At 25.0% G+C, this 12,526-nt stretch carries 14 protein-coding genes; 10 read left to right on the plus strand and 4 right to left on the minus strand.

All coding sequences use genetic code 11. The features are described 5' to 3' along the window. Position 1: 1 nt before the first annotated feature. From ACTT9U_RS00565 to rsmA, 6 genes are read left to right on the plus strand one after another with little or no spacing between them, the layout of a single operon-like run. Positions 2-1,141: an LptF/LptG family permease gene (locus tag ACTT9U_RS00565; protein WP_440931248.1), complete on the plus strand. Its 1,140-nt coding sequence runs from the start codon at positions 2-4 to the stop codon at positions 1,139-1,141. A gap of 1 nt (position 1,142) precedes the next feature. Then, the gene (locus ACTT9U_RS00570; protein ID WP_440931249.1) at positions 1,143-2,222 is read left to right on the plus strand and encodes an LptF/LptG family permease; all 1,080 of its coding nucleotides are present in this window, start codon (positions 1,143-1,145) and stop codon (positions 2,220-2,222) included. Then, the gene (locus tag ACTT9U_RS00575) at positions 2,212-4,596 is read left to right on the plus strand and encodes an LPS-assembly protein LptD (RefSeq protein WP_440931250.1); all 2,385 of its coding nucleotides are present in this window, start codon (positions 2,212-2,214) and stop codon (positions 4,594-4,596) included. The genes ACTT9U_RS00570 and ACTT9U_RS00575 overlap by 11 nt, the downstream gene beginning before the upstream one ends. Continuing rightward, complete coding sequence (locus ACTT9U_RS00580; RefSeq protein ID WP_440931251.1) at positions 4,596-5,519, plus strand: peptidylprolyl isomerase; 924 nt, start codon at positions 4,596-4,598, stop codon at positions 5,517-5,519. The genes ACTT9U_RS00575 and ACTT9U_RS00580 overlap by 1 nt, the downstream gene beginning before the upstream one ends. After that, entirely contained in the window at positions 5,503-6,489 is a 987-nt protein-coding gene (locus ACTT9U_RS00585) for a 4-hydroxythreonine-4-phosphate dehydrogenase PdxA (protein ID WP_440931252.1), read from the plus strand. Before ACTT9U_RS00580 ends, ACTT9U_RS00585 begins: the two co-directional genes overlap by 17 nt. Further along, positions 6,473-7,261, plus strand: coding sequence for a 16S rRNA (adenine(1518)-N(6)/adenine(1519)-N(6))-dimethyltransferase RsmA (rsmA, locus tag ACTT9U_RS00590; RefSeq protein WP_440931253.1), 789 nt, complete (start codon positions 6,473-6,475; stop codon positions 7,259-7,261). The genes ACTT9U_RS00585 and rsmA overlap by 17 nt, the downstream gene beginning before the upstream one ends. Here rsmA and gmk read toward each other — a convergent pair. The 4 genes from gmk to fabD are packed head-to-tail and all read right to left on the minus strand — an operon-like array spanning position 7,250 to position 9,842. After that, positions 7,250-7,882 carry a guanylate kinase gene (gene gmk / locus ACTT9U_RS00595; RefSeq protein WP_440931254.1) on the minus strand — a complete coding sequence of 211 codons (633 nt, stop codon included), beginning with the start codon at positions 7,880-7,882 and terminating at the stop codon, positions 7,250-7,252. The two genes, rsmA and gmk, sit on opposite strands and share 12 nt — an antisense overlap. Before the next feature lie 8 nt (positions 7,883-7,890). Next, entirely contained in the window at positions 7,891-8,130 is a 240-nt protein-coding gene (locus ACTT9U_RS00600; protein WP_440931255.1) for an acyl carrier protein, read from the minus strand. Positions 8,131-8,178: 48 nt separating this feature from the next. Further along, positions 8,179-8,913, minus strand: a complete 735-nt coding sequence (gene fabG, locus ACTT9U_RS00605) for a 3-oxoacyl-[acyl-carrier-protein] reductase (RefSeq protein ID WP_440931256.1) — start codon at positions 8,911-8,913, stop codon at positions 8,179-8,181. Continuing rightward, entirely contained in the window at positions 8,910-9,842 is a 933-nt protein-coding gene (fabD, locus tag ACTT9U_RS00610; protein WP_440931257.1) for an ACP S-malonyltransferase, read from the minus strand. The genes fabG and fabD overlap by 4 nt, the downstream gene beginning before the upstream one ends. An 86-nt stretch (positions 9,843-9,928) precedes the next feature. Here fabD and rpsF point away from each other — a divergent pair, with 86 nt between their 5' ends. The 4 genes from rpsF to ACTT9U_RS00630 all read left to right on the plus strand — a co-directional run bounded on the left by rpsF (position 9,929) and on the right by ACTT9U_RS00630 (position 12,505). Further along, positions 9,929-10,276, plus strand: coding sequence for a 30S ribosomal protein S6 (gene rpsF, locus ACTT9U_RS00615; protein WP_440931258.1), 348 nt, complete (start codon positions 9,929-9,931; stop codon positions 10,274-10,276). Between the two features lie 2 nt (positions 10,277-10,278). Beyond that, on the plus strand, positions 10,279-10,551 hold the full coding sequence (gene rpsR / locus ACTT9U_RS00620) for a 30S ribosomal protein S18 (protein WP_440931259.1): 273 nt from the start codon (positions 10,279-10,281) through the stop codon (positions 10,549-10,551). Between the two features lie 9 nt (positions 10,552-10,560). After that, the gene (rplI, locus tag ACTT9U_RS00625) at positions 10,561-11,019 is read left to right on the plus strand and encodes a 50S ribosomal protein L9 (protein ID WP_440931260.1); all 459 of its coding nucleotides are present in this window, start codon (positions 10,561-10,563) and stop codon (positions 11,017-11,019) included. Between the two features lie 67 nt (positions 11,020-11,086). Further along, positions 11,087-12,505, plus strand: coding sequence for a replicative DNA helicase (locus ACTT9U_RS00630; protein WP_440931261.1), 1,419 nt, complete (start codon positions 11,087-11,089; stop codon positions 12,503-12,505). The last annotated feature ends 21 nt before the right edge of the window (positions 12,506-12,526 follow it).

The raw sequence follows: 12,526 nt of genomic DNA on the forward strand, positions 1-12,526 counted from the left end.
AATGAAAAAATTAATTTTTAAAAAAATTATCATAGATATTTCTAAATTTTTTTTAGTATCTTGGTTAGCTATTGGTGTCATTGTTTGGATAATACAGGCTGTAAATTATTTAGATTTTATGGTTGAAGATGGGCATAGTTTCAAGATTTATATTCTATACTCAATTTTAAATTTCCCTAAAATTTTACATAGACTTTTACCTTTTATTTTTTTTATATCTCTTGCTTATAATTTAATTAAATATGAGAATAACAATGAACTAATGATCTTTTGGACAACTGGTATCTCAAAACAAAAATTTCTTAATCACATTATTATTTATTCATTAATTGTCTGTTTTTTTCAGATGATTTTAGGCACCTATATTTCTCCATTTAGCCAAAACGAAGCAAGATCTTATATAAGGAATTCAGATATGAGCTTTCTTCCATCTTTGATGAAAGAGAGAAAATTTATTGATGGTGTAGAAGATTTAACAATATTTATTGAAAAAAAAACTGATGATGGAAAATTAAAAAATATATACATCAAAGAAAATGTGAAAAAATCAAACTCTTTGTTAGGAGGTAGTTACCAAATAACTTATGCTAAAGAAGGTCAATTAATATTTAACAATTCAAATAAATATTTTGAATTATACAATGGTCAAATTGTAGAAAATAAAAGTAATGAGATTACTACAATCAGTTTTGATCAAATTAATTTTAATTTAAATCGGTTTAAATCTAATACGACTACTTATCCAAAATTACAGGAAGCTCCTATCAATGAACTTTTAAAATGTATTTATCTAAATTATATAAACAAAATTGATGAATACAATTTTCTAAATCTAAACTGCGTAACTGATAGAATACCAGACATTAAACAAGAAATTAATAAAAGATTTTTAAAACCAATATATATTCCTTTACTTGCATTATCGTGTTGTTTTTTAATATTATTTTCTAAAGAAAATAAAAAGTATAATAGATATAAATATCTAGTATTTATTTCTTGTTTTTCTTTAATAGTCTTTTCGGAAATATCTTTACGATATACTCTAGTAAACAACGGTACAATTATATTTATGATAATACCACTAATATTTTTTTTACTTTCATATTTATATTTATCAAAATCTATACAAAAATTGAATTGAGATGTTTAAGACAGTTTATATATTTCTAAATAAGATCTTTTTAAAAAAAATACTCATAATCTCTAGCATTTTTTTTTCTTTAATTATTATTTTAAGTTTATTAGAAGAAATTAACTTTTTCAAAGAAGCAAGTGCTAGCTTTATTATTCCTATTTTATCAGCAACTTTAAATGCCCCATCTGTACTTTTTGAAATATTTCCATTTATTTTTTTAATTTCTACTCAATTTTTTTATATTGAACTTATTGATAAAAGAGAATTAGGCACTTTAAAAGTTAGTGGAATAAGTAACCTAAAAATAATTTTCAATATTGTAGTTTCCTCTTTTATCTTGGGTATATTGATTGTTGTAATTTACTATCAATTTTCGGCAAAATTAAAATTTATTTATCTTGATTTAAAAAATTCATATTCAGATGACAATAAATATTTAGCTATAGTCACAAAAAATGGTCTATGGATAAAAGATGAAATTAATGAAAAAATTTTAATTATAAATTCAAAAGAAATTGATGGTGAATATCTCATAAGCAATTCAATTACTGAATTTGATAAAAATTTTTTTCTTTTAAAAGTCATTGAGTCACCCAAAATAGATATAAGTACCTTTGAATGGAAAATTCAAGACCCTATAATTTCTGTTAACAATCAAATATTAGACTCACAAGAAGATATAATTATTGAAACACATTTTGATAAAGAAAAAATAAATAGCTTATATAGTGATTTAACAAGTTTAAATTTTTTTCAACTAAATGACCTCAAAAAAGAATATTTAGAACTTGGATATTCTGTTAAAGAAATTGATTCAAAATTGAACAATCTTTATTCCTTTCCATTTTATTTAAGTTTAATGACAGCATTAACCTCTATTATTATGTTAAGAATTAAAATTAATCGACCATTGAGTTTTCATATTATTTTTGGAATTTTATTATCAGTTTTACTCTATTATTTGACTTTTCTCTTTAGGGTATTAGGTGAGAATGATAAATTTCCTATATTAATATCGATATGGTTGCCATTAATAATTATATTGTTAATAACATTAACTGGATTAATCAGAATAAATGAAAAATAGATTTTATAAAATATTTGCTTTTATTTGTTTTTTTATTTTTCTTAACAATAACTTACTTTCCGAAGAAATTATTTTTAAAACGAAAGAAATTAATTTTACTGAAAATGGTGAAAAAATTGAGGCTTTAAATGGGACTGCTTTTTCCAAAATAAATAGTTTTAAAATTGAAGCAGAAAGATTTTTGTATGACAAAAAAAAACTTATACTGACTGCAGAAAAAAATTTTTCTAAATTTGAAAAAAGTAAAATAAATGCAATAAGTGATTTTTTAAAATATGACAAAAACCAATCAATTATTGAACTTAATCAAAAAGTAATAATTAAAGATTTAACAAATAATTTAGATTTAACAGGTGATAAAATAATTTATGATTTAAATAAAAAAGTTATTTTTTCTAATACTAAATCTCAACTAACAGATTCAAATGATAATAAATATTTAACTGAAAAATTTCATTATGATACTGTTAAAAAAATTATTAAATTAGATAAATTGATTTTTTATGATAACAGTAAAAATAAACTTACATCAGAAATTTCATATCTAGATCTAGTAAATCAAAAACTTATTGGAAAAGATTTAACAATAAATTTAAAGGATTTAAAGTTTAATCAAAACAATGAACCAAGATTAAAAGGGAAAAGTTATTCCTATGAAAATAATTTTACAAATGTCGAAAAAGGAAATTTTACATTATGTAAGATAAGAAATGAAAAATGTCCGCCATGGGTTATTAATGCAGAAAAAATTACACATAATAAAAAAAATAAAACAATTTATTACGAAAATGCATGGTTAAAAGTTTACGATAAACCAGTAATGTATTTTCCAAAATTTTTTCATCCAGACCCATCAGTAAAAAGAAGGTCAGGCTTTTTAATGCCAAGCTTTGAAAATTCCAATAATACCGGCTCTTCTCTTCAAATTCCTTATTATCATGTTTTTTCAAACAGTTCAGATTTAACTTTGACGCCTAGATTATATGATGAAGAAAAAACATTAATTCAATCTGAATTTAGAGAAGAAAAAAAAGATTCATCGATAATTGTTGATGCTAGTATTTTAAAAGAAAAAAATATTTCATCGAAAAGCCATATATTTATCAATCAATCTAATAACCTAAAATTATTAAATTTTTCAGAAAGTGAATTAAATTTTAGATTAGAGCAAACTTCTAATGATACATACTTGAAATCATATAAAGTTAAATCACCAATAATTAAAGACAATGACACTCTAACAAATACAATTAGTTTAAGTGGTAGTAGAGAGGATTTGTCTTTTCAATCAGAATTACATATTTTTGAAAATTTAAATAAACAAAACAGTGACCGTTATGAGGTAATATATCCATCATATGAAATTGAAAAAAAACTAAACTCACTTGAAAGTCTCAATGGAAATATTTTTTTGAAATCTAATGGATTTCAAAAAAAATATAATACAAATGTGGAGGAGCAAGTGGTCGTAAATGATATAATTTTCAAATCTTTTCCTACGTTAAGCACAAAAGGATTTAAAAATTCGTTAAATCTTCTACTTAAAAATACAAATACAAGCTCAGAAAACTCTACTAAGTATAAAGACCATACAGATCATAAAATTTTATCAATTGGTGAAATAAATTCAACTTACCCACTATCCAAAAAAAATAGCACAAGACAACAAATATTAACTCCAAAAGTTTCATTCAGATACAGTCCTAACGATAGTAAAGATATCAGAAATACTGATAATAGAATTGATGTTAGCAATATTTTTAATTTTAATCGATTATCTGACAATGAAACTGTTGAGGGAGGAGGGTCGATAACTTATGGCTTTAATTATTCAAGTTCTAAAGATAATAGAGAATACTTCAATTCTAAAATAGCAAATGTAATGAGATTATCAAAAAATGAAGATTTGCCCAAAAATAGTAAATTAGGTGAAAAGACATCAGATATTGTAGGATCTTTAATATTTGATCCTAATAATTTTATGAAATTTGAATATGACTTTTCTCAAGATGAAAATTTAAAAGACAATAATTATCAGCTATTAAAATCTGAATTTAAAATTAATAACTTTGTAACTTCATTTGAATATTTAAATGAAAACAACACTGCAAATAAAGAACATTTTTTAAGTAATAAATCCTCATATTTGATAGATGAATATAATATGTTGAGTTATACAACTAGGCGAAACAAGAAAACTAAACTAACTGAATTTTATAACTTAGTTTATGAGTATAAAAACGACTGTTTAAAAGCATCCCTAGAATATAATAAAGATTATTATAATGATAGAGATATTAAGCCTGAAGAAAATATTTTCTTTAGACTAACAATAATGCCTTTTGGTGAAACCAAAGGTCCTAACCTGAAATAATGAAAAAGTTTATATTTTCAATTTTCATTATTGTTAATTTATTTTCCTCAAATGTTTTATCAGAGATTGAAATTAGATATAAAGTTGGAAATATAATAATTACAAATTTTGATATAGAAAAAGAAATTAAATATTTAACTTCTTTGAATAATTCTATACTTAACCTTAATGATAAGCAGGTATTAGATATTGCAACGGACTCTATTATTCGTGAAAAAATTAAATTTTTAGAATTAAAAAAATATTTTGAATTTGAAGGAGAAAATGAATACTTAAAGAAAATTTTCAATGATTACATGCAAAGATTCAATTTTAATAATGATATTGAATTAGAAAAATATTTCCAAAAATTTGATATAAGTAAGAATGAAATTTTAGCTAAAATTGAAATTGAAACATTGTGGAATCAATTAATTTTTCAAAAATATAACTCACAAGTAAAAATTGATGAAATTATCCTAAAAGAAAAATTGATTAAAAGAAAAAAAAATTTAAAAATAAAAGAAATAAATGTCTCTGAAATTGTATTTCAACCCACTGCTGGAAAAAAAATAGATGAAAAAATAAATGAGATAAAAAAAAGTATTCAAAAAGTAGGGTTTGAAAACACAGCAAATATTTATAGCATTGCAGATTCAAAATCTTTTGGTGGAAATATTGGATGGGTAAACCAAGATAATTTATCAGATCAGATTGTGTCTAAGATCAAAAATTTAAAAGAAAATGATGTTAGTGAGTTTATCAATATTGGTGGCAATTATATAGTTTTAAAAATAAATCAAATCAGAGAAAATACAGAAAATATAAATGAAAAAGAAGAATTGAAAAAAATTGAAATATTTGAAAGAGATAAACAACTTAATAAATTTTCAATGATTTATTTTAATAAAATTAAAATCAATACAAATGTTAAGAGATTTTAAACCAATAATTGTGGTTGCTGGTGAACCAAATAGTATATTTTTAGAATTATATTTTAAAGTTTTTAAAAAAAAAATTAAAAATCCATTAATTCTAATTGTTTCAGAAAAAATTTTATTTAAGCAAAGTCTTTTCTTGAAACAAAAAATTAAAGTTCAGAAAATAGATTTACACAAAATAGACTTTAAAAAAATTAATAATAAACAAATTAATTTTATAGATGTAGAATATAATCAAGCTAATACATTCCAAAAAATTTCAACAAAATCAAAACAATACATTGAAAAGTGTTTTGAAATTGGATTGAAAATTCTTAAAAATCACAAATGTGCTGGACTAGTGAATGGTCCGATTTCAAAAAAACATTTTTTAAACTTTAAGTATAAAGGCATTACGGAATATCTAGCTAAAAAAAACAATATAAATATGGAAGAGGTTGCCATGCTTATATTTAATAATAACTTGTCTGTTTCTCCAATTACCACTCACTTGCCAATCTCAAAAGTATCACAAAACATAAAAAAAAGAAAAATTATATCCAATGCTAAATTGATTGATAAATTTTTTAGAACTTATTTAAAAATAACTCCAAAAATTGCTGTTACTGGTCTTAATCCTCATTGTGAGACTAATAATGTAATCAATGAGGAAAAACATATTATAAATCCTTCAATAAGATATTTGCAAAAAAACAAAATTAAAATTTTTGGCCCATTTGCTGCAGATACAATTTTTATGAAGAATAATATAAATAACTTTGATGTGGTCATTGGAATGTATCATGACCAAGTACTTGCTCCAATTAAAGCTATTTATAATTTTAAAGCTATAAACATTACATTAGGGTTGCCCTTTATAAGAGTTTCTCCCGATCATGGTCCAAATGAAAAAATGATGGGAAAAAATAAGTCTAATTATGAAAGCTTATATCACTCTATAAAATTTTTCGAAAACAATGTTTTTAAAAGCTAAAAAAAGTTTAGGTCAAAACTTTTTAACAGATCAAAATACAATTGATAAAATTATAAACCTCGTAGAAATAACAAATAAGAATATTTTGGAAGTGGGGCCAGGTCGAGGTAGTTTAACAAAAAAAATTATTGAAAAAAAACCATTAAACTTAATTTTAGTAGAAAAGGATAAAGAACTTTATGAAAATTTAAAGATTTATCAAAGCGAAAATATAAATGTTAAAAATGAGGACATACTAAAATTTAATTTAGAAAAAAAATATGAAGACAAATTTATCGTATTTGGAAATTTACCATACAATATTTCAACAGAAATAATTTGTAATTGGATTATAAATTTAGGTATTAAAACTTGGTTTAGTGATTTAATATTAATGTTTCAAAAAGAGGTTGCCGATAGAATTATAGCAAAACAAAATGAAAAAAATTATGGTCGACTTTCTATCATATCACAGTGGAGATTGGATATTGAAAAAAAATTTGATGTAAGTCCACATTGTTTTTCTCCTAAACCAAAAGTAATGAGTTCAATTTTGCATTTCAAAAATAAAACAAATTATTTACAGATACAAAATCCTAAAAGTTTAGAGGTTGTTACTAGAATTTTTTTTAATCAAAGAAGAAAAATGATAAAAAATCCAATTAAACAACTTTTTCCAAATTTTGAGCAAATTAAGGATAAACTAAATTTAGATTTAAATTTAAGACCTCAAAATTTATCTATTGAAACATTTTTGCATTTGACTAGGGAATACGAAAAATTAAGAAATTAATTTTTCAATGTGTTCTCTTATAAATTCTTTATCATACTCTTTAGGGCCATTATTTATCTCTGCATCAATCAAATTACTAATTTTTGAATAACATTTTTCTAATTCATCGTTAATAATTACATAATCATAATTAATCCAATGAAGAACATCTCTATTAAACTCTTTCATTCTTTCATCAGCTATCAATTTATCTTTCATATCCCTATTAGAAAGCCTTTTAAAAAGAATATCTCTTGATGGAGGTAATAGAAAAAATGTTATAAGTTTATAATCTAGTTTTTTATTTTTTATTTGATCTGCACCCTGCCAATCTATGTCAAAAATTACATTTTGACCATTTTGCAAATTATTGATTACAGGTGTTCTGGTTGTGCCATAAAGATGATTAAATACTTTTGCGTATTCTAAAAATTCTTCGTTTCCTATAAGTCTTTTAAACTCATGATCATTTACAAAATAATAGTCTTTTTTATTTAACTCTTTAGGACGAGGTTTTCTTGTGGTGTGTGATATAGAAATTTGGAATTTTTTTCTCTCTGAAAGTAATTTGACTAAAGTGGTTTTACCTGCCCCAGATGGGGATGATAAAATTACCATGTACCCATCTTTTTTTAAGGACATTAATTCTTTTAATTACTTTTACCTTCTATGAATTTAATTGCATCACCAACAGTCAATATTTTTTCTGCTTGACTATCAGAAATCTCTGAACCAAATTCTTCCTCAAAAGCCATTACTAGTTCTACAGTGTCCAAACTGTCAGCTCCTAAGTCGTCAATAAAACTAGATTCTTCTGTAACCTTTGCTTCATCAATTCCTAGATGATCTGCAACTATTTTTTTTACTTTGCTTGAAATATCGTCAGACATATTTATCCTTTTTGTTATAAATCGTTAATATTAGAAAACTCTTGTTTGTCAACCCAAATAGAGACCACCATTTACATGCAGTGTTTCACCATTGATATAATCAGAGTTATTTGATGCTAAAAACAATACGGCATTTGCAATATCTTCAGGCTTTCCTAGTCTATTAGCTGGTATTTTTGAGATTATAGTTTCTTTAAATTTATCATCAATTTTATCTGTCATTGCAGTGCTAATAAATCCAGGTGAAATGCAATTAACATTAATATTTTTTTTTGCGTATTCTATAGCTAGACTTTTTGACATTGCTACTATTCCAGCTTTAGATGCAGTGTAGTTTGCTTGTCCTATATTACCTGTATGACCTACAACCGATGTAATATTTATTATTTTTCCGGATTTGTTTTTTAACATTTTTTTTATTGCAAATTTACTCATCAAAAAAGTTGATGTTAAATTTATATCAATAACTTTAGTCCATTCTTCCATAGACATTCTAATAGTCAAATTATCTTTTGTTATTCCTGCATTATTCACAATACAGTCTAAGCTACCTCCTAAATCTTCAGTTGCCGTATTTAAAAATTCTTCAATTTTATTGTGATCTGAAATATCAAATTTTAGTGTTTTTATATTTTTGAATTTTTGTTTTAATTCATTAAGTTTTTCATCTCTGGTCCCTGTTGCCAAAATATTAGCACCATTATTGTGTAACTTCTCAACTATAGAATTACCGATACCACCAGAAGCACCTGTTACTATTATTTTTTTATTTTCCACCATCATATTTTTAAATTAATATTTTTAATATCTTCTTCTGAATTTATAGACAAAGATTTGGCATTTCTATCTATTCTTTTAATTAACCCTGATAGTACTTTGCCAGGACCTATTTCAATAAATTCATCAACTTTTTTATCAATCATATTTATAACACTTTCACGCCATCTTACTCTATTCTCAATTTGTTTAATTAAAAGATCTTTTATTAAACTAGTTTCTTTTACAGGCTCAGCTGTAACATTCGAAATCAAACTATTTTTTCCAGTTTTAATATTTAGTTTCTCTATGTGATCTTTCATATTCTCAGTTGCTTCTTTCATTAGTGAGCTATGAAAAGGTGCGCTGACAGGTAATTGAATATTTTTAATGCTATTTTTTTTTAAGAACTCCATCATTTTTTTTAGATCATCTAATTTTCCACTGACAACAATTTGACCTTCAGAATTATCGTTGGCTATTTCTGCTTTAAAAGAATCTTTCTTTTCATTTAAAATATCTTCAATCTTTTCAGTTTTAGTACCCAAAATTGCAACCATACCACCCAAACCTGCTGGAACTGCATTTTGCATAGCTTCTCCTCTCAATTTTAGAGTTCTTATTGTGTCTGAAAAATCTAAATATCCAGAACATGCCAATGCAGAATATTCACCTAATGAATGTCCAGCATAAAAACTACCGTTGTGTAGTTGTATATTGTGCTCTTTTACAATTACTTGAAAAATAGAATAACTTACTAAGAAGATTGCCGGTTGAGTATTTGCAGTTAAATCTAGATCATTTTTTGGTCCCTCTAAAATTAATCTAGATATATTAAAATTTAAGCACTCGTCAGCTTCTTTAAACAAATCTTTAACAAGTTGATACTTGTCATAAAATTCTTTTCCCATACCTATTGATTGTGAACCTTGTCCTGGAAAAATGACTGAAAACATCTAAAAATCTGTAGTTTTTTTGTTAATTATCTATTGTAATATAATAATTATAATAGTATATCGACAGCGTTTATCAAAGAATTTATATGAATTTATACGAACACACAATTATAGCTCGACAAGACACTTCTCCAAGTGAAATAAAGCAATTGACAGAAAAGTATTCAAAAATTGTTGAAAAAAATCATGGCGAGATAGTTAAAACTGAAAATTGGGGACTTATTAATTTATCGTATTTAATTAAAAAAAATAAAAAAGGAAGCTACATCCACTTTAAAATCAAAGGTGACGGCAATATGATAGATGAATTAGAAAAAAATGAGTCTATCGACAAAAAATTATTAAGATACTTAACAATAAAAGTAAAAGAGTTTGACCTTGAAACAAATTACTTTGAAAATAGAGAAAACAAAGAGAAAGACGCCAAGAATTAATTATGCCAAAAAGACAAAGTGGAAATAAAAAAGGTAAACAAAATAACTTTTCAAAACTAAGTATATTTCAACCTAATAAATATAAATTTAAAAAAACTTGTCCTTTATCTGTTAAAGGTGCTCCTAAAGTTGATTACAAAAATATTAAACTTTTAAAAAGATATGTGTCTGAAAATGGTAAAATTTTACCATCAAGGATAACAAACGTAAGTCAAAAAAAACAAAGAGAACTATCTCAATCTATAAAAAGAGCAAGAAATCTAGCATTAATATAATTTACAAAAATGAAAGTCATTTTATTAGAAAACATTAAAAGAATTGGATCGATTGGAGAGATAATTGATGTAAAAAGAGGATTTGCTAGAAATTACCTGATTGCAAATAAGAAAGCACTTTATGCATCAAAAGAAAATGTATCTGAAGTAGAAAAAATCAAATCTGAATTATCGAAAAAAGATAATGAGAAAAAATTAGAAGCAAAATCAATCGCAGAAAAATTAAACAATAAATTATTCACAGTAAAAAAACTTTCAACAGAAAATAAAGAATTATATGGTTCTGTAAAGCCAACAGAAATTTCAAAATTGATAAATGAAGAAGATAAAATTGATATTAAACCATCAATGATACAGCCTCTATCTGAAATAAAATCATTAGGAAAATTTAAAGTAAAAATCTCTTTGCACTCAGAAGTTGATACTGAAATTACAATTAATGTAGAGACCGCTGAGAGTATTCAGTAATTATACAATCTTTTCCCCATAGCATTTATTTTATTTAATAATTTTTTTATTAAAGTTAATCTTAACTATGGAAAATAATTTAAGCCTAGTAAAGGATAGCTTTAAGGAACTACCTAATAATATTGAAGCAGAACAAGCAGTAATTGGATCAATCCTTGTATCTAATGAAATTTTTGATGAAATAAATACAATTATTTCAAATATAAATTTTTATGATCCAATGCATCAAAAAATATTTTCAGCGATTGAAAGCTTAATTTACAAAGGTATGCTTGCAAATCCCATAACTCTAAAAAATTATTTCGAAGATGAAAAAGATGATTTAAATGTTCCTGAATATTTAGTTAAAATAACTAAATTTTCTACTTCATCAAGGCAAGCATTAGAATATTCAAAAATAATATATGATATGTTTGTAAGAAGAGAACTGATAAAAATTTCTGAGCAGACTATCGATAGTGCAAAATTAAATGATCTAAATGTAAGTGGACAGAACATCATTGAAAATTCTGAGAGATTACTTTTTGATTTAGCAGAAAAAGGATCATTTAATACTTCCATGGTTAAGTTTGACGAAGCAATGAGACAAACAATAGAAATGGCATCTGCTGCTTACAAAAATGATGAAGGAATCGTTGGTGTCCCAACTGGATTAAGAGATTTAGATGATAGATTAGGAGGACTACATCAGTCAGATTTAATTATAATTGCTGGTAGACCATCAATGGGTAAAACAGCTCTTGCAACAAATATCGCATTTAATGCAGCTCAAAAATTGCAAGATAGCGGAAAGAAATCATCGATTGCTTTTTTTTCATTAGAAATGTCATCAGAACAATTATCTACAAGAATTTTAGCTGAACAGTCACGAATAAAATCGAATGATATACGTAGAGGTAGAATATCAGATGAACAGTTTGATAAATTTATAGAAACTTCAAAAAATATAGCTGAGCTTCCTTTATATATAGATGAAACACCTGCAATAAGCATTGCAGCGATGAGTAATAGAGCAAGAAGAATTAAAAGATTGTTTGGTCTAGATATGATTGTAGTTGACTATATACAGCTTATGAGAGGATCAATAAATAATAGAGATGGTAGAGTTCAAGAAATATCAGAGATTACTCAAGGATTAAAAGCTATAGCCAAAGAACTTTCTGTCCCTGTTGTTGCTTTGTCACAATTATCAAGAGCAGTTGAACAAAGAGATGATAAAAAACCACAACTCGCAGATTTAAGGGAATCGGGTTCAATTGAACAAGATGCTGATGTGGTAATGTTTGTATATAGAGAAGCATATTATTTGGAAAGAAAAGAACCTAGACCCGCTACTGTCGAACACGCAGAGTGGCAAGCAAAAATGAATGAAGTGTCAAATCTTGCTGAAATAATCATTGGTAAACAAAGACATGGCCCTACAGGTAATATAATGCTTGAATTTGAGGCAATGTATACCAAATTTAAAGATACTCAAATTAGCTAAATTAAAATATATAAAGAGTAA

It is taken from the genome of Candidatus Pelagibacter sp. (genome assembly GCF_052049975.1).
Taxonomy (GTDB): domain Bacteria; phylum Pseudomonadota; class Alphaproteobacteria; order Pelagibacterales; family Pelagibacteraceae; genus Pelagibacter.